This window comes from Bradyrhizobium sp. JHI2711, from assembly GCF_056156565.1.
The window spans coordinates 1-21,805 of the sequence record NZ_JBPZPT010000002.1 but is presented as its reverse complement, the minus strand read 5'-3'; the positions used below and the strand labels follow the sequence as shown (position 1 = coordinate 21,805).

Annotated in this window: 19 protein-coding genes; 7 read left to right on the top strand and 12 right to left on the bottom strand. The window is 65.3% G+C overall.

Annotated elements, in window-relative coordinates:
• The first annotated feature begins 18 nt into the window (after nt 1-18).
• On the top strand, nt 19-2,223 hold the full coding sequence (locus tag ACTEK7_RS12620) for a primosomal protein N' (protein ID WP_225148672.1): 2,205 nt from the start codon (nt 19-21) through the stop codon (nt 2,221-2,223).
• Nucleotides 2,224-2,448: 225 nt separating this feature from the next.
• Here ACTEK7_RS12620 and ACTEK7_RS12615 read toward each other — a convergent pair whose 3' ends face one another.
• Entirely contained in the window at nt 2,449-2,946 is a 498-nt protein-coding gene (locus ACTEK7_RS12615; RefSeq protein ID WP_225145392.1) for a septal ring lytic transglycosylase RlpA family protein, read from the bottom strand.
• Nucleotides 2,947-3,605: 659 nt separating this feature from the next.
• Between ACTEK7_RS12615 and ACTEK7_RS12610 the strand changes: the two genes are divergently transcribed.
• The 5 genes from ACTEK7_RS12610 (at nt 3,606) to ACTEK7_RS12590 (ending at nt 8,711) form a co-directional block, all read left to right on the top strand.
• The gene (locus ACTEK7_RS12610; protein WP_225148671.1) at nt 3,606-4,166 is read left to right on the top strand and encodes a F0F1 ATP synthase subunit delta; all 561 of its coding nucleotides are present in this window, start codon (nt 3,606-3,608) and stop codon (nt 4,164-4,166) included.
• Nucleotides 4,166-5,695 (top strand): F0F1 ATP synthase subunit alpha, encoded by a 1,530-nt coding sequence (atpA, locus tag ACTEK7_RS12605; RefSeq protein WP_036008755.1) that lies wholly within the window; start codon nt 4,166-4,168, stop codon nt 5,693-5,695. The genes ACTEK7_RS12610 and atpA overlap by 1 nt, the downstream gene beginning before the upstream one ends.
• A gap of 170 nt (nt 5,696-5,865) precedes the next feature.
• Nucleotides 5,866-6,738: a F0F1 ATP synthase subunit gamma gene (locus ACTEK7_RS12600; RefSeq protein ID WP_057026553.1), complete on the top strand. Its 873-nt coding sequence runs from the start codon at nt 5,866-5,868 to the stop codon at nt 6,736-6,738.
• Nucleotides 6,739-6,772: 34 nt separating this feature from the next.
• Complete coding sequence (atpD, locus tag ACTEK7_RS12595; RefSeq protein WP_036008750.1) at nt 6,773-8,215, top strand: F0F1 ATP synthase subunit beta; 1,443 nt, start codon at nt 6,773-6,775, stop codon at nt 8,213-8,215.
• An 88-nt stretch (nt 8,216-8,303) separates the two neighbouring features.
• The gene (locus ACTEK7_RS12590; protein ID WP_036008748.1) at nt 8,304-8,711 is read left to right on the top strand and encodes a F0F1 ATP synthase subunit epsilon; all 408 of its coding nucleotides are present in this window, start codon (nt 8,304-8,306) and stop codon (nt 8,709-8,711) included.
• A 170-nt stretch (nt 8,712-8,881) separates the two neighbouring features.
• Here ACTEK7_RS12590 and ACTEK7_RS12585 read toward each other — a convergent pair whose 3' ends face one another.
• The 10 genes from ACTEK7_RS12585 to proB form a co-directional block, all read right to left on the bottom strand.
• A complete protein-coding gene (locus tag ACTEK7_RS12585) occupies nt 8,882-9,382 on the bottom strand; it encodes an RNA pyrophosphohydrolase (RefSeq protein WP_036024643.1) in 501 nt (166 codons plus the stop codon).
• Nucleotides 9,383-9,579: 197 nt separating this feature from the next.
• Nucleotides 9,580-10,083, bottom strand: coding sequence for an RNA pyrophosphohydrolase (locus ACTEK7_RS12580; protein ID WP_225148670.1), 504 nt, complete (start codon nt 10,081-10,083; stop codon nt 9,580-9,582).
• Between the two features lie 75 nt (nt 10,084-10,158).
• Nucleotides 10,159-11,379, bottom strand: a complete 1,221-nt coding sequence (locus ACTEK7_RS12575) for a divergent polysaccharide deacetylase family protein (protein WP_128265204.1) — start codon at nt 11,377-11,379, stop codon at nt 10,159-10,161.
• A 146-nt stretch (nt 11,380-11,525) separates the two neighbouring features.
• Nucleotides 11,526-12,887: a S41 family peptidase gene (locus ACTEK7_RS12570; protein ID WP_225148669.1), complete on the bottom strand. Its 1,362-nt coding sequence runs from the start codon at nt 12,885-12,887 to the stop codon at nt 11,526-11,528.
• A complete protein-coding gene (locus ACTEK7_RS12565; RefSeq protein WP_036008738.1) occupies nt 12,884-14,263 on the bottom strand; it encodes a murein hydrolase activator EnvC family protein in 1,380 nt (459 codons plus the stop codon). The genes ACTEK7_RS12570 and ACTEK7_RS12565 overlap by 4 nt, the downstream gene beginning before the upstream one ends.
• A 32-nt stretch (nt 14,264-14,295) precedes the next feature.
• Complete coding sequence (gene rlmH / locus ACTEK7_RS12560; protein WP_057026550.1) at nt 14,296-14,778, bottom strand: 23S rRNA (pseudouridine(1915)-N(3))-methyltransferase RlmH; 483 nt, start codon at nt 14,776-14,778, stop codon at nt 14,296-14,298.
• A 91-nt stretch (nt 14,779-14,869) separates the two neighbouring features.
• On the bottom strand, nt 14,870-15,226 hold the full coding sequence (rsfS, locus tag ACTEK7_RS12555; RefSeq protein WP_024338888.1) for a ribosome silencing factor: 357 nt from the start codon (nt 15,224-15,226) through the stop codon (nt 14,870-14,872).
• A 209-nt stretch (nt 15,227-15,435) separates the two neighbouring features.
• Nucleotides 15,436-16,080 carry a nicotinate-nucleotide adenylyltransferase gene (locus tag ACTEK7_RS12550; RefSeq protein ID WP_036024650.1) on the bottom strand — a complete coding sequence of 215 codons (645 nt, stop codon included), beginning with the start codon at nt 16,078-16,080 and terminating at the stop codon, nt 15,436-15,438.
• Nucleotides 16,081-16,099: 19 nt separating this feature from the next.
• Complete coding sequence (locus ACTEK7_RS12545; protein ID WP_225148668.1) at nt 16,100-17,395, bottom strand: glutamate-5-semialdehyde dehydrogenase; 1,296 nt, start codon at nt 17,393-17,395, stop codon at nt 16,100-16,102.
• Between the two features lie 106 nt (nt 17,396-17,501).
• Nucleotides 17,502-18,623, bottom strand: coding sequence for a glutamate 5-kinase (gene proB, locus ACTEK7_RS12540; protein WP_036008728.1), 1,122 nt, complete (start codon nt 18,621-18,623; stop codon nt 17,502-17,504).
• A gap of 191 nt (nt 18,624-18,814) precedes the next feature.
• On the opposite strand from proB, the gene ACTEK7_RS12535 reads away from it, so the two are divergent.
• Nucleotides 18,815-19,780 (top strand): Bug family tripartite tricarboxylate transporter substrate binding protein, encoded by a 966-nt coding sequence (locus ACTEK7_RS12535; RefSeq protein ID WP_225148799.1) that lies wholly within the window; start codon nt 18,815-18,817, stop codon nt 19,778-19,780.
• Nucleotides 19,781-19,929: 149 nt separating this feature from the next.
• On the opposite strand, the gene ACTEK7_RS12530 is transcribed toward ACTEK7_RS12535, so the two are convergent.
• Nucleotides 19,930-21,564 (bottom strand): alkaline phosphatase family protein, encoded by a 1,635-nt coding sequence (locus ACTEK7_RS12530; protein WP_225148800.1) that lies wholly within the window; start codon nt 21,562-21,564, stop codon nt 19,930-19,932.
• Nucleotides 21,565-21,805 lie beyond the last annotated feature (241 nt).

Here is a 21,805-nt window from a genome sequence, read left to right as displayed (position 1 = left end):
GTTCCGATTCCAAAGCTCATGGACCAATCGCCGCGCAACACCACCGCCCCCGCCACCCGCATGGTCGACGTGCTGGTGCCGGTCGCGCTCGACCAGACCTATTCCTACAAGGTGCCGCGCGGCATGGAGCTGAAGGCGGGCGATCTCATCAGTGTGCCGCTCGGTCCGCGCGAGGTGCTGGCCGTGGTCTGGGGCGAGAACGCCAATCCCGATCCGCGCCTGCATAACCGCCTCAAGGAGGTCAGCGAAAAGCTCGACATCCCGCCGCTCAAGCCGGAGCTGCGATCCGTGGTGGACTGGGTCGCCAATTACACGCTGAGCCCGCGCGGCATGGTGCTGCGCATGTGCCTGCGCATGGGCGAAAATCTCGGCCCGGAGCGGGTGCGCGCCGGCGTGCGCCTGACCGGCGATCCGCCGAAGCGCCTGACGCCGGCGCGTCAGCGTGTCATCGCTCTGCTGTCGGACCGGCTGCTGCACGGCAAGTCCGAGACGGCCAAGGAAGCCGGCGTCTCCGCAGGCGTGATCGACGGTCTCGTCGATGAAGGCACGCTCACGGTGGAGCCGATGCCGCCGCCGCCTCCGCCGCCGGCGCCCGATCCGGAATTCGGCCGGCCGGATTTTTCGCTGCTGCAGCGTGCCGGTGTGGATGCGATGCGCGCGCTCGCGGCCAATGGCACCTTCCATGTCGCGCTGCTCGACGGCGTCACCGGCTCGGGCAAGACCGAGGTCTATTTCGAAGCGGTCGCCGAGGTGATCCGCCGCGGCAAGCAGGCGCTGATCCTGATGCCGGAGATCGCGCTGACCGGCCAGTTCCTCGATCGCTTCGCGCAGCGCTTCGGCGTCCGGCCGATCGAATGGCATTCCGAGCTCACCCCGCGCACTCGCGCGCGCAATTGGGCCGCGATCTCCGAAGGTTCGGCGCCGGTCGTGGTCGGCGCGCGCTCGGCGCTGTTCCTGCCTTACGCCAAGCTCGGCCTCATCGTCGTCGATGAAGAGCACGACCAGGCCTACAAGCAGGACGACGGCGTGCATTACCACGCCCGCGACATGGCGGTGGTGCGCGGGCACATCGCGAAAATTCCGGTCGTTCTGGCCTCGGCGACGCCGTCGGTGGAATCCGAGGTCAATGCGCGCAAGAACCGCTATCAGCGCATCGCGCTGCCCTCGCGCTTCGGCGGCCAGCACATGCCGCATATCGAGGCCATCGATTTGCGCCGCGAGCCGCCCGCGCGCGGCCGCTTCATCTCGCCGCGGCTTGCCGGCGAGATCAGAACCGCGATCGAGCGGCGCGAGCAGGCGCTGCTCTTCCTCAATCGCCGCGGCTATGCGCCGCTGACGCTGTGCCGTGCCTGCGGCCATCGCTTCGCCTGCACCATCTGCGATGCTTGGCTGGTCGATCATCGCTTTCGCCAGCGCCTGGTCTGTCACCATTGCGGCTTCTCGATGCCGCGCCCGCACATCTGCCCGAACTGTTCGGCCGAGGAATCGCTGGTCGCGGTCGGACCCGGCGTGGAGCGCCTGCAGGAGGAGGCGGCCGCGCTGTTCCCGCAAGCCCGCACCATGGTGCTGTCGAGCGATCTCATCACCTCGATCGAGACCATGCGAAGCGAGCTCGCCGAGATCGCGGAGGGCCGCGTCGACATCATCATCGGCACGCAGCTCGTGGCCAAGGGCCACAACTTCCCGCGGCTCAATCTGGTCGGCGTGGTCGATGCCGATCTCGGCCTTTCCAACGGCGATCCGCGCGCGGCGGAGCGCACCTGGCAATTGCTCAATCAGGTAATCGGCCGCGCCGGCCGCGAGCAGGGCCGCGGCGTCGGCTATCTCCAGACCCATCAGCCCGACCATCCCGTGATGCGGGCGCTGATCGCCTGCGACCGCGAGGCCTTCTACGACAGCGAGATCGAGCTGCGCGAAAAGACGCTCTATCCGCCGTTCGGCCGGCTCGCCAGCCTCATCATCTCTGCCGGCGATCGCCCGGGCGCCGAAGGCTTCGGCCGCAAGCTCGTCGCGCTCGCGCCGCGCGACGAGCGCGTCGTCGTGCTCGGCCCCGCCGAAGCGCCGCTCGCCGTCATCAAGGGCCGCTACCGCTTCCGCATCCTGGTGAAATCGGCGCGCGGTTTCGACCTGTCGGACTACTTGCGCAACTGGCTCGCGGTCTGCCCGAAGCCGACAGGCAATCTGAAGCTGGAAGTCGACGTCGATCCGCAGAGCTTTTTGTAGGGCCACCGCAGCCATACCCTCCGCTGTCATTCCGGGGCGCGCGTAGCGCGAGCCCGGAATCCATCGGGCGGCAGAGTTTGTGGATGAATCGATTCCGGGTTCGCGCTCCGCGCGCCCCGGAATTACAAAACAAAAAAAGCCCGCGGTCCCCCAAGACCGCGGGCTTGTTTCACGTGCGCAGCAAACTGATGAAAACTGCGCGCTCGATCAGGCGCGGATCGCGCCTTAGGAGACGACTTCCGCGGTGACGCGGCCGACGCCGCGGCTGGTGAGGCCAATGGCGCGGGCGGCACCCGTGGAGAGGTCGAGCACACGCCCGCGAATGAACGGGCCGCGGTCGTTGATGGTGACGATGACGCTCTGGCTGCCATGGGTGACGCGCAGCTTGGTGCCGAAGGGCAGCGAACGGTGCGCCGCGGTCATGGCGTTCTGGTTGAAGCGCTGGCCCGAGGCGGTCTTGCTGCCGGACTCATTGCCGTAAAAGGACGCGATGCCGGAGAAGCTGCGGCCCGTGCCGGAGGTCGGCGTCATCGACGCATTGGCATTGCGCCAATCGGAGGTCGCGTTGGCCTCGGTCTGGGCGTGGTGGCGGTGGTGATGCCGGTGATGCCGGGATTTGGCGGAAGCTTCGGTGGCAGTTCCACCGACGAGGAGAGTTGCGGCGACGAAAGCAATCGCCGTACGCGGCCGGGTCGCAAAGCCCAGCGTCTTCAAAGACAGCATTTAATGGTCCCTAAGCTAGTATTGCCACATGTGTGGCAAGTGGAGCCCCCATCAGTTTGTGAGCGATTTGGCGTTTCGATTCCCAATGAGGCGTGAATTGGGCAGTAAATCCGGTATGTGTCGTCATGAAATATCTTGTTACCGTCGCGAGATATTCATCCGATCTCCGGTAATCTTCGCCTTTAACGATTTATTAACCTCTATATTACTTGCGAATACTGTAAAGCGAAGTCATCGCCCCTAGCGTTTAGAATTCGATAAGTATTCGGCGGGTGGAACCGGTGGGAACGGATTCACGCCTCAGCGATCCGTGTTCATGGCCGCTATGCGCTGGAGGCAGGAACCAATGGAGGTGTCGCGGCCGGGGCCGGCGCTGCTTTCCGTGACGTGGCAGGTCACCGCCTCGGCCGCCCCTCCCGCGCGCAAATGTGTTGCGGGGCTGCGACGAACTGGCGACAGAACCTCATGCCTTTAGTTTGGCGTCATGTTGCACCTGCGCACCTGCTATGTTAGCAAAGCCGCGATTTTAACGAGCCCGGCACCTCCCGTGCTGGTCGAAAATCGAAGTCCCGCTTGAATTCCAAGGGCTTGGATCGCTAGGCGCCGCTTCGTGGCGACGGTTTTTCCCTTGCGAGTTTGACAGCAAAAAGAGCGCGTCTGTGGCTGCAGAAGATACGTCCGTTTCAGGTGTGTCCGGCCGTTATGCAACGGCCTTGTTCGAGTTGGCCCGCGACCAGAAGGTGGTCGACGAGGTCAAAGCCGATCTTGATAAATTCGATGCCTTGCTGAACGAAAGCGCTGATCTCAAGCGCCTCGTCCGCAGCCCGGTGTTCGCCGCCGACACCCAGTCCAAGGCCCTTTCGGCCGTGCTGGACAAGGCGGGCATCGCCGGCATCACCGCCAACTTTCTGAAAGTGCTGACCGCCAACCGCCGCCTGTTCGCGGTGGCCGACGTCAGCCGCGCCTACCGCGCCCTCGTGGCCCGGTTCAAGGGCGAGACGACGGCCGACGTCACGGTGGCGGAGGCGCTCTCTGAAAAGAATCTCGATGCCCTCAAGGTTGCCCTGAAGTCGGTGACCGGCAAGGACGTCGCGCTGAACGTGAAAGTCGATCCCTCGATCATCGGTGGCCTCGTCGTCAAGCTGGGCAGCCGCATGGTGGATGGTTCGCTTCGCACCAAACTCAATTCGATCAAGCACGCGATGAAAGAGGCAGGCTGATGGACATCCGCGCCGCGGAAATTTCCGCGATCCTCAAGGACCAGATCAAGAATTTCGGCCAGGAAGCTGAAGTCTCCGAAGTCGGACAGGTGCTGTCCGTCGGCGACGGTATCGCCCGCGTCTACGGTCTGGACAACGTCCAGGCCGGTGAAATGGTCGAGTTCGAGAACGGCACCCGCGGCATGGCGCTGAACCTCGAAACCGACAACGTCGGTGTCGTTATTTTCGGTGCCGACCGCGAGATCAAGGAAGGCCAGACCGTCAAGCGCACCCGCGCCATCGTGGACGCGCCGGTCGGCAAGGGCCTGCTTGGCCGCGTCGTCGACGCGCTCGGCAATCCCATCGACGGCAAGGGCCCGATCCAGGCTGAGAAGCGCATGCGCGTCGACGTCAAGGCGCCCGGCATCATTCCGCGCAAATCGGTGAACGAGCCGATGGCAACCGGCCTCAAGGCCATCGACGCCCTGATCCCGATCGGCCGCGGCCAGCGCGAGCTGATCATCGGCGACCGCCAGACCGGTAAGACCGCGATCGCGCTCGACACCATCCTGAACCAGAAGCCGCTCAACGCGCAGCCGGACGAGAACATCAAGCTGTACTGCGTCTACGTCGCGGTCGGCCAGAAGCGTTCGACCGTCGCCCAGTTCGTGAAGGTGCTGGAAGAGCAGGGCGCGCTCGAATACTCGATCGTCGTCGCCGCCACCGCCTCCGATCCGGCGCCGATGCAGTACATCGCGCCCTTTACCGGCTGCACCATGGGCGAGTACTTCCGCGACAACGGCATGCACGCGGTCATCATCTATGACGATCTGTCCAAGCAGGCCGTCGCCTACCGTCAGATGTCGCTGCTGCTGCGCCGCCCGCCGGGCCGAGAAGCCTATCCCGGCGACGTGTTCTATCTGCACTCCCGCCTGCTCGAGCGCGCGGCGAAACTGAACAAGGACATGGGCTCGGGCTCGCTGACGGCGCTGCCTGTCATCGAAACCCAGGCCAACGACGTGTCGGCCTACATCCCGACCAACGTCATCTCGATCACCGACGGCCAGATCTTCCTGGAAACCGACCTGTTCTTCCAGGGCATCCGTCCTGCCGTGAACGTCGGTCTGTCGGTGTCGCGCGTCGGTTCGTCGGCGCAGACCAAGGCCACCAAGAAGGTCGCCGGCAAGATCAAGGGCGAGCTCGCGCAGTACCGCGAAATGGCGGCGTTCGCGCAGTTCGGCTCCGACCTCGACGCCTCGACCCAGCGCCTGCTCAACCGCGGCTCGCGCCTCACCGAGCTGCTCAAGCAGCCGCAGTTCTCGCCGCTGAAGATGGAAGAGCAGGTCTGCGTGATCTGGGCCGGCACCAACGGCTATCTCGATCCGCTCCCGCTCAACAAGGTGCGCGCGTTCGAGGACGGCCTGCTCTCGCTGCTGCGCGGCAAGCACGCCGACATCCTCAACGCGATTCGCGACAGCCGCGATCTCTCCGACGATACCGCTGCCAAGCTGAAGTCGGTGGTCGAGGGCTTCGCGAAGTCTTTCTCGTAAGAAGGCCGTCATGGCGGGGCCAAAGCGCGAAGCGCGTCTTCGCAACTGAAGTCCCGGCCATCCACGTCTTGTGCGTGGAAGACGGAGAACGTGGATGCCCGGGACACGCCCGGGCATGACGAAAGGATAGGGTCGCGGTCGAGCCGCAGGCTGATCGCTGGGGACGAAGAATGGCGTCACTTAAAGACATGCGCGTCCGCATCGCCTCCACCAAGGCGACGCAAAAGATCACCAAGGCCATGCAGATGGTCGCGGCCTCCAAGCTGCGCCGCGCGCAGACCGCCGCGGAAGCGGCGCGTCCCTATGCTGACAAGATGAGCGCGGTGATCTCCAACATCGCCAGCGCCGCGGTCGGCTCGCCCGGCGCACCGGTGCTGCTGGCCGGCACCGGCCGGGACCAGGTTCATCTGCTGCTGGTCTGCACCGGCGAGCGCGGCCTGTCCGGCGCCTTCAACTCCTCGATCGTGCGTCTCGCCCGCGAGCGCGCTCTGGCGCTCGCTGCGCAGGGCAAGGAGGTGAAATTCTTCTGCGTCGGCCGCAAGGGTTACGAGCAGCTCCGCCGCCAGTTCGACAAGCAGATCGTCGAGCACATGGACCTGCGCAGCGTCCGCCAGCTCGGCTTCGTCAACGCCGAGGAGATCGCCAAGAAGGTTCTGGCGCGCTTCGACAACGGCGAATTCGACGTCTGCACGCTGTTCTATTCGCAATTCAAGTCGGTGATTGCACAGGTCCCCACCGCCCAGCAGGTCATCCCGCTGGTCATCGAGGAGGGCGGTGCCGCCAACACGACGTCGTACGAATATGAGCCGGAGGAGGACGAGATCCTCACGCGCCTGTTGCCGCGCAACCTCGCGGTGCAGATCTTCCGCGCCCTGCTCGAGAACAACGCATCGTTCTACGGTGCGCAGATGTCGGCGATGGACAACGCCACCCGCAACGCCGGGGAAATGATCCGCAAGCAGACGCTGGTCTACAACCGCACGCGTCAGGCTCAGATCACCAAGGAACTCATCGAAATCATCTCCGGCGCAGAAGCAGTCTGACCGGACACGAAATTCGGATCGAAGGAGACAGTAAATGGCTACAGCAGCCACACAGATCGGTCGCGTTACCCAGGTCATGGGCGCCGTCGTCGACGTGCAGTTCGAAGGCCACCTGCCGGCCATTCTCAACTCGCTCGAAACCAAGAACGGCAACAACCGCCTGGTGCTGGAAGTCGCGCAGCATCTCGGCGAGTCGACCGTCCGCACCATCGCGATGGACGCCACCGAAGGTCTGGTGCGCGGCCAGGAAGTGACCGACACCGGTCAGCCGATCTCGGTTCCCGTGGGGGACGGTACGCTGGGCCGCATCATGAACGTCATCGGCGAGCCGATCGACGAGGCCGGCCCGATCAAGTCGGAAGGCACCCGCGCCATCCACCAGGAAGCGCCGACCTACACCGACCAGTCGACTGAAGCCGAAATTCTCGTCACCGGCATCAAGGTCGTCGATCTGCTCGCTCCGTATGCGAAGGGCGGCAAGATCGGCCTGTTCGGCGGCGCCGGCGTCGGCAAGACCGTGCTGATTCAGGAGCTGATCAACAACGTCGCGAAGGCGCACGGCGGTTACTCCGTGTTCGCCGGCGTCGGCGAACGCACCCGCGAGGGCAACGACCTCTATCACGAGTTCATCGAGTCCAAGGTCAACGCCGACCCGCACAATCCGGATCCGAGCGTGAAGTCGAAGTGCGCGCTGGTGTTCGGTCAGATGAACGAGCCGCCGGGCGCCCGCGCCCGCGTCGGCCTGACCGGTCTGACCGTCGCCGAGCACTTCCGCGACCAGGGCCAGGACGTGCTGTTCTTCGTCGACAACATCTTCCGCTTCACGCAAGCGGGTTCGGAAGTGTCGGCGCTGCTCGGCCGTATTCCTTCGGCGGTGGGTTATCAGCCGACGCTCGCGACCGACATGGGCGCGCTGCAGGAGCGCATCACCACCACGCAAAAGGGCTCGATCACCTCGGTGCAGGCCATCTACGTGCCGGCCGACGACTTGACCGACCCGGCGCCCGCGACCTCGTTCGCGCACTTGGACGCCACCACGGTGCTGTCGCGCGCGATCTCGGAAAAGGGCATCTATCCGGCGGTGGACCCGCTCGACTCGACCTCGCGCATGCTCTCGCCGCTGGTCGTCGGCGAGGAGCACTACACCGTCGCCCGTCAGGTCCAGCAGGTGCTGCAGCGCTACAAGTCGCTCCAGGACATCATCGCCATTCTCGGCATGGACGAGCTTTCGGAAGAGGACAAGCTGACGGTGGCCCGCGCCCGCAAGATCGAGCGCTTCCTGTCGCAGCCGTTCCACGTCGCCGAAATCTTCACGGGTTCGCCGGGCAAGTTCGTGGATCTCGCCGACACCATCAAGGGCTTCAAGGGCCTGGTCGAAGGCAAGTACGACCACCTGCCGGAAGCTGCCTTCTACATGGTCGGCACCATCGAAGAGGCTGTCGAAAAGGGCAAGAAGCTGGCGGCGGAAGCGGCCTAAGGTGCGAATGGCGAATAGGGAGTAGCGAATAGACGCGCTGCTCTCTTCGCCACTCGCCATTCGCTACTCACCATTCGCAAGGTTTCCCATGGCCACCTTCCATTTCGATCTCGTCTCTCCGGAAAAGCTCGCCTTCTCGGGTGAGGTCGATCAGGTCGACATCCCCGGCGCCGAGGGTGATTTCGGCGTGCTGGCGGGGCATGCGCCGGTCGTGGCTGCGATCCGGCCCGGCATTCTCACCGTCACCACCGGCGGCCGCCACGAGAAGATCATCGTGCTCGGCGGCCTTGCCGAAGTCTCCGAAAAGGGCCTCACCGTGCTCGCCGACGTCGCGACCTCGCTGGACGAGCTCGACCGTGTCCAGTTCGCCGAGACGATCGCGGAGATGGAAGAGAACTTGAAGGAGCACGAAGGCACCGAGCTCGATCAGGCCATCGAGCGGCTCGACCACTTCAAGAGCATCCAGCATCAGCTCAACGCCACGGCTATGCACTAAGCCCCGGGGCACCGCTCCGGGGCTCGATCTCCAAATTCCTGAACAGTTTCAGCGCTCGTCACGGTCGTGGCGGGCGCTGAAACTTTATTGCGCTATCGTTGGCGCTGTCGCCTATTTTATCGCGGCGCGTCAGACACTTCGCTACTGTGCATGGGGTTGTTTTCGAGAGTTCAGTCGGCGAGGTGCGCAAACTCCTGTGCCACCGCGCGGTAGACCTCGCGGCGGAACGGCACCACGAGGTCGGCGACACGGCCGAGGCGCTCCCAGCGCCAGGCGTCGAACTCGGCGGGCTGGCCGTTGCGCGGCGTCAGCGGATCGATCTCGTCGTCCGTGCCGGTGAAGCGCAGCGCGAACCATTTCTGACGCTGGCCGCGAAATTTCGCCAGCCGGTGCGTCTGCGGTCCGTCGTAAGGCGGGAATTCATAGGTGAACCAGTCGGTCTCGCCGAGATAGTCGGCACTGACGACGTTGGTCTCCTCCCACAGCTCGCGCATCGCCGCATCACGCAGGTTCTCGCCCTCGTCGACGCCGCCCTGCGGCATCTGCCAGTCGAGCCCCGGCAGGATGATCTCGGGTCCGTCACCCTTGAAGCGATGGCCGATCAGCACGCGGCCGTCGGCGTTGAACAGCGCGATGCCGACGTTCGGGCGGTAGGGTTTGTGGGTCGTCACGCGTAACCTTCTCTCGTCATTCCGGGGCGCGCGAAGCGCGAGCTCTGGTGCGCAATTGCGCACCTGAGAATCCATAACCACAGGCCACAATGGGTTGAAAGGCCGTGGCTGCGATCCTTCGCACAGCTTCTGCCTGGGAGTATGGATCCCCGCCTTCGCGGGGATGACGACCGAGCGAGCCGCGACAGGTGATCTGATCACCCCTCCGCCAGCGCAGAAAATTCCTGCACCACGCGCTCATAGACTGGGCGCTTGAACGGGATGATCAACTCAGGGAGATTCTTCATCGACTCCCAGCGCCAGCTCACGAATTCCGCCTTGTGGCCGCCGCCGGGATGCTCGACGTTGATCTCGCTGTCCTTGCCGGTGAAGCGCACCGCATACCATTTCTGGCGCTGGCCGCGGTAGCGGCCCTTCCAGGCGCGCCCGGCAACGGTGCGCGGAATGTCATAGGTGAGCCAGTCCGGGACCTCGCCGAGCCGCTCGACCGAGCGCACGCTGGTCTCCTCGTAGAGCTCGCGCTTGGCCGCTTCCCAGGTGTCCTCGCCGGGATCGACCCCGCCCTGCGGCATCTGCCAGACATGGGTGTCGTCGACATGCTCGATGCCGCCGGCGCGGCGGCCGATGAACACCAGTCCCTTTGGATTGATCAGCATCACGCCGACGCAGGTCCGGTAGGGCAGATCCTCGTAACGCGCCATTCCGCCAGACCTCTTGCCTGCTTCTTGGGAAGGCATGCCGGCCCCGCGAGACCCGCGCCGAACCAATTCGTTGATTTAGCTGGATTTTGATTTCAGCATCGCGGTTGTCAATGGCACCAAAAGGATACCTCGGTCGCCCAATGTCTTGGTCCAGGCGCTGATGCGCTCGATCGAGACGGGCAGGGCGGAGGCCGTGCCGACGGCGATGCCGCGCTCGCGCGCCGCCGATTCCAGCTTGTTGAGGGCGCGGTCGATCTCGGTCGCTGTCGGCACCGCGTCGATGGCGATATCGCCCTTGCCGAACGGCACGGCCTGGTTGGCCGCGGCCTGAGGCGCGATGCTGCGGGGCGAGGAGCCGTCGTCGAAGAAGCCGAGCCCGCGCTTGGCCGCCTCGCGGATGATCGGCTGCATCGCCGGCTCCGTCGCGATGAAGCGGGCGCCCATGAAATTGGTGAGGCCGGCATAGCCCTGCATCCGGCTGAGGTGCCAGTACAGGCGGTCCATGTTCTGGTCGGGGCTGAGCGAGGTCAGCAGCGTCTGCGGCCCCGGATCGTTGTCGGGGAAGTCGTAGGGCTCCATCGGGATCTGGAGGAAGATCTCGTGGCGCTGCGCCCGCGCCCGCTCGGCGAGCTTGCCGGGGTCGGAGCCGTAGGGCGTGAAGGCCAGCGTCACCGCCGGCGGCAGCTTCATGATGGCGTCCAGGGTCTTGGCGGCGCCGACGCCGAGGCCGCCGATCACGATCGCGACCACCGGCATCTTGGCGGCCTTGGCGCGGTCGGCGTCCGCCGCATAGACGTTGAACGGCCTCAGCCCGTCGGCGACCACCGGGATCATGCCGTAGCGCGATTTCTCCAGCAGCTTTGGATTGATCCCGGTCATGACGGGCGGCGGGGCGGATGCAGCCTCGCCCTTGTCGGCGGCATCGCCCCCGCCGATCACCACGTCGCGGCGGGCGCCGGTGGAGCCGTCGATCATGGTGATGGTCTTCTGCTCGCCGGGCGCGGCCTGCTTCGGCGTTTCCTTGGTCTCGTGCTTGGTTTCCTGGCCTTGGCCGATGGCAGACTTGTCGTCCGTGGCCTTCTCGGCCGGCCTGAGCTGGTTGATCGCGATCCGGCTCATCGGCTCACCGCCGAGCGGGTCCTTGTTGAAGATGGCGAAGCCGGCAAAGGTAACCAGGAACAGGCCGAGCAGAACAGCCAGCAGCTGCATAGACGTGAACGGCAGCCGCAGCCGCCGTTTGCGGCGCGGCTTATCCTGTCCGAGCGGGGCGCTCAGATCATCGGCCGTTTCAGTCATGCGCGATCCCGAATCACTCCAGCCGACGATACCACGCCGAGGTCAAGCGGCGGCAGGCCGGGATAGGCCGGAGGCAGCAGCAGTTCCCAAGCAAAAAGGGCGGCTTCGGGAAGCCGCCCTTTCGCTGGATCGCGTGATACGCCGACCTAGTTCGCCGCTTTGGCCTTGTCGGTCGCGGCCTTGTTGTCGTTGCCGGGCGTCGGCGCCGCGGAGGCGCTGTTCTTGATGCCGTGGAGCAGGTCGCCGGCGAGCTTGAGCGCCTTGTCGTCCTTTGCGTCCGGCGGGACGTAGGACTGCGAGCCGGTCTTCTCGTCGCCGTCGTTCTTGAGGTGGCCGCGCAGCGAAGCCTCGCCCTTGGTGTCGGTGCGCGACTTCAGCTCGTCCGGCACGTCCTGGAGCACTTCGATATCGGGCACGATGCCCTTGGCCTGGATCGACTTGCCCGACGGCGTGTAATAGCGCGCGGTGGTCAGCCGCAGCGCGCCGTTGCCGCTGCCGAGCGGAATGATGGTCTGCACCGAGCCCTTGCCGAACGAGCGCGTGCCGACGATGGTCGCGCGCTTGTGGTCCTGCAGCGCGCCGGCGACGATTTCCGACGCCGAGGCCGAGCCGCCATTGACCAGCACGATGACCGGCCTGCCCTTGGTCAGGTCGCCCGTATGCGCGGCGCGGCGCTGGGTCTCCTCGGCATTGCGGCCGCGGGTCGAGACGATCTCGCCCTTCTCGAGGAACGAGTCGGAGACGGTGACCGCTTCCTCGAGCAGGCCGCCCGGATTGTTGCGGAGGTCGATGATGAAGCCCTTGAGCTTGTCGCCGCCGATCTGGTTCGTGAGGTTGCCGATCTCGCGCTTCAGGCCTTCGGTGGTCTGCTCGTTGAAGGTGGTGATGCGGATATAGCCGATGTCGTCCTGCTCGACGCGCGCGCGCACCGAGCGGACGCGGATATTGTCGCGCACCAGCGTCACGTCGAGCGGGTTGTCCTGGCCCTTGCGGATGATCTTGAGCTTGATCTTGGTGTTGACTGGACCGCGCATCTTCTCGACCGCCTGGTTCAGGGTCAGGCCCTGCACCGCCTCGTCGTCGAGATTGGTGATGATGTCGTTGGCCATGACGCCGGCGCGCGAGGCGGGCGTGTCGTCGATCGGCGAGACCACCTTGATCAGGCCGTCCTCCATCGTGACCTCGATGCCGAGGCCGCCGAACTCGCCGCGGGTCTGCACCTGCATGTCGCGGAAGCTCTTCGCGTCCATGTAGCTCGAGTGCGGATCGAGGCCGGTAAGCATGCCGCTGATGGCGGACTCGATCAGCTTGGTGTCATCGGGCTTCTCGACATAGTCGGAGCGCACGCGCTCGAACACATCGCCGAACAGGTTGAGCTGGCGATAGGTGTCCGCGGTGGCGGCTCGCGCGCTGGAGCCCATCAACACCGCGCGCGGCTGGGTCACGAACAGCGTCAGCGCCGCACCGGTGGCGGCGCTGAGGAGGATTACTGAAGTCTTGCGCATCATCCGCGAACCTTCTCGCCTTCATTTGCGGCCCACCATGGGCCTGGATCGATTGGAGTGCCGTCTTTACGGAACTCGACATACAGCACAGGTTGACTCGCATTGGTGGCGAGAATGGAAGCGACCTGAGAGGTCGACCCCATGGTCGCGACCGGCTCCCCCGTGAGCACAAACTGGCCGATGTTGACCGAAATGCGCTCCATCCCGGCGATCAGGACATGATACCCGCCCCCGGCGTTTAGGATCAAGAGTTGTCCATAGCTGCGGAATGGGCCGGCATACACAACCCAGCCATCACACGGCGTCGTGACCTGAGCGCCGGGCTTGGTCGCCAGCGAAATGCCCTTCTGGACGCCGCCGACCCCGTCGGAACCGCCAAAGTCCCTGATCTTGTTACCGTTAACCGGAAACGGCAGGAGGCCCTTGGCCGAAGCGAAGGCGATCGCCGGGGTGGTGCGGGACTTGTCCTTGAACGCGCCCGGGCCCTGCTTGGCGCTGGCGGCCGCGTTTGCCGCCGCCAATTTGGCCTCCTTGGCCTCGGCCTGCCTTGCGGCCTCGGCAGCCTTCTCGGCCGCCCTGGCGGCGGTTTGCAGATCCTGCTCCATCTTGGCGATCAGCCCCTGGAGATCGCCGACCTGTCTTGACAGCGCGATCGCGCGCGCGCTTTCGGCGTCGAGGTCTTTTTCCCGCGCGGACTGCTGACGCTGCCGTTCCTCGATCAGGGCGGTGAGCCGGGTCTGGTCGCTCCTGACCTTGTCGCGGTCGGAGGCGAGCTGATCGCGCTCGGTGGCTATGGTCTTGCGCAAGGCCACGAGCTCGCCGAGCTCGCTTGCGATCTTCTCGGCGCGGCCGCGCAATTCCGGCACGACGGCGCCAAGCAGCATCGCGGTGCGCAAGGATTGCAGCGCATCTTCGGGCCGCACCAGCAGCGCCGGCGGCGTGCGCCGGCCGGCGCGCTGCAAGGCCGCCAGCACCTCGACGATGTCGGCACGGCGCGAATCCAGCGAAGCGCGCATCTGCTGCTCGCGGCCGTTCAGCGTTCGCAGCCGCGCTTCGGCCTCGTCGATCTTGGCTTCCACGGCGCGCACATTGGCGGCGGTGTCGATCAGCTGCTGATTGAGCTGGGTGCGGTCCTGGCCGAGCGCGGTGATCTCGGCCTTCAGCTTGGCCTGCGCTTCTTCCGCGCTTCGTTGCCTCGCGCGCGCGGCCTCCAGCTCCTGCTCGCGCTGCTTGATCGCGTCGGGCGAGACGGCGGCAGTCTGCGGCGACGGCGCAACTGTCTGACCTTGCGTCTGGGCTTGCGCGAGGCTTTCTTCGGCGAAGAGGCTTGCGCCGGCAAGGCCGGTGATCAGCAGCAGGTTGAGGAGCGGCGCTCGCATCGTGTCGGCAAAGGTGCTCGTTGTGGCGCGCATCACGCGCGGTGATAGGGATGGCCGGCCAGGATGGTGGCGGCCCGATACAGCTGTTCCAGAAGCATGACGCGGATCATTTGGTGCGGCCAAGTCGCAGAGCCGAACGCGATCGCGAGCTTGGCCTTACGGCGCAATTCGGGCGAAAGTCCGTCCGCCCCTCCGATCACGAAGATAGTATGTCCGGCGCCCTCGTCGCGCCAGCGCGCCAAGTGCCGTGCGAATACGGTGGACTCGAGATTCTGGCCGCGCTCGTCCAGCGCCACCAGGATCGCCTTGTCAGGAATATGCGCCGAGATTGCCGCGGCCTCTTCGGCCATCCGCGTCGCCGCATCGCGTGCGCGGCTTTCGGGAATTTCGTGGATGCCGAGCTCGCGAAATCCAAGCTTGCGGCCGGCCTCCTCGAACCGCTCGAAATAGCGGTCTGCAAGCTCCCGTTCGGGGCCCTGCTTCAGCCGGCCCACCGCAATGACAGCAACACGCATGATTCTTGAGTCGCGTTGACGAGACCGCGCGCAACAAGCGCGCGCACGACGCTAGCATGCGCGTCAGCCGATTCGAAATCGGCCTTCGAGCCTAGATCGCCTTCGCCGCCCCTGGGCCCTGCGTGTACAACCGCTCGAGGTTGTAGAACTCGCGGACCTCGGGTCTGAACACGTGCACGATCACGTCGCCGGAATCGATCAGCACCCAGTCGCAATTGGGCAAGCCCTCGACATGGATGTTTTTGATGCCGTTTTCCTTGAGGCTCTTGGTGACGTTTTCCGCGATCGCGCCGACGTGCCGGTTCACCCGGCCGGTGGTGACGATCATGTAGTCGGAGTACGCCGATTTGCCGCGCAGGTCGATGGTGACCGTCTCTTCCGCCTTCATGTCCTCGAGGCGGGAGAGGATCAGGCTCAGCGTCTTGTCGGCGTCGGGTTGCGCCTTCAAGGCCGCAGCTTTGGTCGATGTTTTACGCGTAGGCTTGGCAACCTTGGGTAAAACAGACTTGGACAATACAGATGCGGTCAGGGACCATTCCTTTCACTGTATCGCGAACGCCGAATCCGGGCGCCCACTGGTTACACTACATCATGTGGGGTTAAGGGTTTCAATATGCCAGAGAGACCGAAATCCCCACCAGGTCGGCACACTTCGTCTCACTTCGTACCTTTCCAGCTCCCGTCCGGGTTCCGTAGGCCGGTCGAGGAGAGATTCAGCTTCAATCCGGTCAGGAACACCCAGGCCGGTGCTGGCCGATCCGCAAGCTGGACGGCCTTGTTCTCGGGCAGACGGTAGCGCGATAACGCCTGGGCCGCGGGCGAGCCGAGCGCGCGAAAACTCTGCGGGGGGCGATCGATCACGGCCATCGGCACCTGGGCGGCGATGCGCCGCCAGTCCTGCCAACGATGGAATTGAGCGAGATTGTCGGCGCCCATGATCCAGACGAAGCGCAAGCCAGGGAAGCGGCGGCGCAAGGTGTTGATCGTGTCGATAGTATAGCGGGTGCGAATGACGGATTCGAGACAGCTCACCTCGATGCGCGGATCATCGGCGACCTCGCGCGCGGCCTGCATGCGCTCGCCGAGCTCGTGCAGCGTGCCGTTCTCCTTGAGCGGATTGCCTGGTGTGACCAGCCACCAGACGCGATCGAGCTGCAATCGCTTCAGCGCGAAGCGGCTGATCGCGCGGTGCGCCTGATGCGGCGGGTTGAACGAGCCGCCGAGCAGGCCGATGCGCATGCCCGGCGTCGAGGGCGGAACCGCTTGCGCCACGAAGCGCGGCACGACGAGATTGTTGCTCAATGCCCGCGCCCCGCGACGTCTACGGCCGGGTCTGTCCGGTACCGCGGACGCGATATTTGAAGCTCGTCAATTGCTCGGCGCCAACCGGGCCGCGGGCGTGGAAACGGCCGGTGGCAATGCCGATCTCGGCGCCGAAGCCGAACTCGCCGCCATCGGCAAACTGCGTCGAGGCGTTGTGGAGCACAATCGCGGAATCGACCTCGCTCAGGAACTTGCTCGCCGCAGCCTCATCCGCGCTCACGATGGCATCGGTGTGATGCGAGCCGTGGTCCTGGATGTGCGCGATCGCGCCGTCGACGCCGTCCACCACCTTCGCCGCGATGATCGCGTCGAGATATTCGGTGTCCCAATCCTCCTCGCTCGCCGGCTTGACGCGCGCATCGGCCTTCTGCACGGCCTCGTCACCGCGCACCTCGCAGCCGGCATCGAGCAGCATCTCCACCAGCGGCTTCAGGTTCTTGCCAGCGGCGGCACGATCGACCAGCAGCGTCTCGGCCGCGCCGCAGACGCCGGTGCGTCGCATCTTGGCATTGAGCACGATCGACTTCGCCATGGCGAGGTCGGCGCTGCCATCGATATAGACGTGGTTGACGCCTTCGAGATGCGCGAAGACAGGCACGCGCGCCTCCTGCTCGACCCGCGCGACGAGGCTCTTGCCCCCGCGCGGCACGATCACGTCGATGGCGCCGTTGAGGCCCGACAGCATCATGCCCACCGCTGCGCGGTCGCGCGTCGGCACCAGCGTGATCGCAGCTTCCGGCAGGCCGGCTTCGCGCAGGCCCTGCACCAGGCACTCATGGATGGCGCGGCACGAGCGGAAACTGTCGGAGCCGCCGCGCAGGATCACGGCATTGCCCGACTTCAGGCACAGCACGCCGGCATCGGCCGCGACATTGGGCCGGCTCTCAAAAATCACGCCGACGACGCCGAGCGGCACGCGCACGCGCTCGATGGACATGCCGTTCGGCCGCTGCCAGCGCTCGGTGACGACGCCGATGGGATCGGCGATGCCGCGCACAATGCCGATGCCTTCGGCCATGCCCTCGATGCGCGCCGGCGTCAGCGTCAGGCGATCGATGAAGGAGGAGGTGGCATTGCCGGCGGCACGGGCCTCCGCGACGTCCTCCGCATTGGCGGCGAGGATCGCGGCCGAGTTGGCGCGGATTGCCCGCTCCATGGCTTCCAGCGCGCGGTTCTTCTGCTCCGGCGGCGCCAGTGCCAGCACGCGCGCGGCAGCGCGGGCACGGGTTCCGAGATCGGACATCAGCGCCTGAAGATCGGCATTGCCATCAACGGCTTTGAGGGGGGCGGCCATGGGAGTTCAACCTTCTGCTAAGGCGGTGTCCTAGCACGGAAATCCCGCTTTTGCGAAGGGCGGGGGAGGTATGGCAGGTCTCCCGGCGGCGGGCGGGGCGGGGTCCTTACCCGCCCACCACCAGATCATCCCGGTGGATCATCTCGGCGCGGCCGCTGATGCCGAGGATGGTCATCACGTCGGGGGAGGAGCGGCCCTTGATCCGCTCGGCATCATCGGCGTCATAGGCGATCAGGCCGCGGCCGACCTCGCTGCCGTCGGGGCCGCGCACGATCACGGCATCGCCGCGGGCGAACTGGCCCTCGACCTTGTTCACGCCGGCCGGCAGCAGGCTGGCCCCGGCCCGTAGCGCGGTCACCGCGCCGGCGTCAATGGTCAGCGTGCCCTTTGGCTCCAGCGTGCCTGCGATCCAGCGCTTTCGCGAGGTGATGGGATTGGCCGGCGTCAGGAACCAGGTGCAGCGGCCGCCATCGGCGATCGCCTGCAAGGGATGCTCGATCTTGCCGGAGGCGATCAGCATATGCGTGCCGCCGGTCGTCGCGATCTTGGCGGCCTCGACCTTGGTGCGCATGCCGCCACGCGACAGCTCGGACTCGGCATCGCCGGCCACGGCCTCGATCTCCGAGGAGATGCTGTCGACGACGGGAATGAGTTTTGCGTTCGGATTGTTCTTCGGCGGGGCATCGTAGAGCCCGTCGATATCTGAGAGCAGCACCAGCAGGTCGGCGCTCGCCATGGTCGCGACGCGCGCGGCGAGGCGATCGTTGTCGCCGTAGCGGATCTCGGTGGTCGCCACCGTGTCGTTCTCGTTGATCACGGGTATCGCGCGCCATTCCAGCAGCTTGCCGATGGTGGAGCGCGCGTTGAGATAGCGGCGGCGCTCCTCGGTGTCCTGCAGCGTCACGAGGATCTGGCCGGCGCCGATACCGTGGGCGCCAAGCACCTCCGACCAGATTCGCGCCAGCGCGATCTGACCGACGGCGGCCGCGGCCTGGCTCTCTTCCAGCTTCAGCGGGCCGCGCGGCAATTTCAGCCGGCTGCGGCCGAGTGCGATCGAGCCGGAGGACACCACGAGGACGTCGCGCCCTTCCTTGTGCAGCTTGGCCATGTCGTCGGCCAGTGCAGCCAGCCAGGACGCACGCACCTCGCCCCTGTCGGAATCCACCAGCAGCGCTGAGCCGACCTTGACGACGATGCGGCGGAATTGGCTGAGTTCGGGGCTGGCCATGTCTCTTGTGTGCTGGCGCTGGATGCGAATGACGGCGGAGCGACAGGCGGCGCCGATGAGCCCTGCTTTTGCAGCAGGACGGTGACCGGCGCAAGGCAGCCGGGATGGTAAACGACGCATGTCGGCCTTGTGTCAGCCGTCCGTCTGGCTCTAATGGCGATCAACGATAAACGGGCCGAAAGAGGAAACGAATGGATCGCCGCAAATTCATGGCCGGATGCCTCGGCCTGCCGCTGTTCGCGCAGGCGGGTGGTGCGCGGGCGCAGGCCGGGCTGACGAAGATCATCTTCCCGTTTGCGGCCGGAGCCGGCGGCGACACGCTGTGCCGGCTGGTCGCGCAGGAGATGGCTCCGCTGCTGCAGCGGACCGTCGTGGTCGAGAACCGCACCGGCGGCGACGGCCTGATCGGCATCAAGGCGGTGAAAGGCGCGAGCCCCGACGGCAGCATGGTGCTGGTGACGACAGGGCCGACCATGTATCTGCTGCCAATGGTGGAGGCGACGCCGAGCTTCGACACGGCCAGGGATTTCATGCCGGTGTCGCTGCTGGCGCGCTTCGAGTTTGCGCTGGTGATCGGCCCGGGCATCGATGCTGCCGATTTCAAAGCGTTCGTAGCGTGGCTGAAATCGCATCCGGACAAGACCTCGTTCGGGGTGCCGAGCAACGGCACCATTCCGCATTTCACCGGCTCCAAGCTCGAGAAGGATCTCGGCATTCCCCTGACCCGGGTGCCCTATCGCGGCAGCGCGCCGATCCTCAACGATCTCGTCGGCGGTCATATCTCGTTCGGGATCACGACACTGGCGGACGCGCTGCCGCAGCATCGCGCCAAGGGCGTGAAGATCATAGCGGTCTCGAGTGCCGAGCGCTCGCCATTCGCACCTGACGTTCCGACATTGAAGGAGAGCGGCATCGATCTCGTCGCCGACGCCTGGTACGGCATGTGGCTTCCCGCCGGCAGCCCGCCGGAGTTCGCGAGCAAGCTCGGGGCGGCGGCGAGCGCGGCGCTTGCCAAGCCGGAGGTGAAGGAGAAGTTGACGGCGATCGGGCTGATTCCGATCGGCAGCAATGCGGACGCGCTATCCAAGGAGCTCGCCGCGAACACCGCGCTGTGGCAGCCGATCGTGAAGGCGACGGGCTACAAGATCACGAATTGAGGTCTCTCTCCCGTCATTGCGAGGAGCCCTTGCGACGAAGCAATCCAGACTGTCTCTGCGGAAACACTCTGGATTGCTTCGCTGCGCTCGCAATGACGGCGTGGATGGATGTTCGATTGTATCGACGATGCAGGCTCGCGAAGAGCAACTCACATCTTCGCGCGCTGGGCGATGCCGTCCTTGATCGCCGCGAGCTCTTTCTCGTCCCAGATGCCGATCAGGATGCCAACCTTCACCTGGAACTGATTATCCGCATAGGCGGCAATCTTCTCGCGCGGCGTGGTGATGTTATCGTTGGGATGCAGCGCCCAGTCGAACAGCTCGGCCTGCAGCCGCGCGATGATGCCGGCGCAATCAGGATCGTCGCCGCGATCCAGATATTCGTCCGGATCGGTTTCGAGGTCGTACAGCATCGGGCGGAAGCCGGAGGCGTGGATGTATTTCCAGCGCCCGTCGAACACCATGAACAGGCGGCAGCGCTCGATCGGCTGGTTCAGCTTCAGCCGCACGTCCTGCATGGAATAGTCGTATTCGGAGAATGCGACCTTGCGCCAGTCGCCCGGCTTCTCGCCGCGCAGCAGCGGCAGCAGCGAACGTCCTTCGAGGATATGGCCCGCCACCTTGCCCCCGAAATAGTCCACGAAAGTCGGCGCGAGATCGATCGCCTCAACCAGCGCATCGCTGCGCGTGCCGCGCGTCGCATCGGCCTCTTTCGAGGGATCGATGATGATCAGCGGGATCTTCGCCGACTGCTCGTGGAACAGGTCCTTCTCGCCCATCCAGTGATCGCCGAGATAATCGCCATGATCGGAGGTGAACACGATCATGGTGGTGTCGAGCAGGCCGCGCGCCTCCAGAAACTTCATCAGCACGCCCATCTGGTCGTCGATCTGGGTGATCAGGCCCATATAGGTCGGGATCACCTTCTCGCGTGCATCATCGCGCGCCATGTTGCGGGAGTAGCGCATGTCCATGTAGGCGCCGAACACCGGATGCGGATTCTGCCGTTCGCGCTCCGAGCGGATCACCGGGATCATGTCATCCGTCGAATACATGCTGGCATAGGGCTCCGGCGCGATATAGGGCCAGTGCGGCTTGATGTAGGACAGATGCAAACACCAGGGGCGGCCGTCCGTTTCCGCCTCGCTGATGAAGTCCATCGCGCGCCGCGTCATGTAGGGCGTCTCGGAATGCTCTTCTGGCACGCGCGCGGCCTTGTCGGCGTGCACCAGCAGCCAGCCGTTCTGCAAGCTGCCATCCTCGGCAGCGCCGGAATTGGCCCAGTGCTCCCAGGGATTGGTGGCTTCAAAACCCTGCTTTCGCAGATATTCGTCGTATTTCGGGCGTGGCCGTCCGGTCGGATGCAGGCCGTCGTCGCGCTCGTAAGGCTCGAAGCCGCATTCGGCGACATGCACGCCGATCATCGATTCCGGCGGGATGCCGAGCGCCTTCATGCCTTCGATATCAGGCGCCATGTGGGTCTTGCCGACCAGCACGTTGCGCACGCCGATCTTGTTGAGGTGATCGCCGAGCGTGGGCTCCCCGACGCGCAGCGGCCAGCCGTTCCAGTGCGAGCCGTGCGAGCGCATGTAGCGCCCGGTGTAGAACGACATCCGCGACGGGCCGCAGATCGGCGATTGCACATACGCCTTCGTGAACAGCACGCCGCGCTTGGCCATGGCGTCGATGTTCGGTGTCTTCAGCGTGGGATGGCCGGTGCAGCCGAGATAGTCATAGCGAAGCTGGTCGCACATGATCCAGAGAACGTTCTTCGCGCGCGCCATGCGTCATCCCTGCCGTTTCATGATTGTTCGATGCTGCGCTATCGCGGGCGCGAAGACAAGCCGGTGATGCGCGCGCTCGCAGCGATAGACTCCGCTGTCGTCCCCGCGAAGGCGCTAGGGCATGCACATATCTCTGAGGCTCCATCCTGCTGAGACGGCGTGGAAGTATTCGAGGCCGTTTTTGAAGGTGATCGGGCCCGGCGGCTTGGACGATGGGTAGCCGTCCCAGCCGCCGAGACGG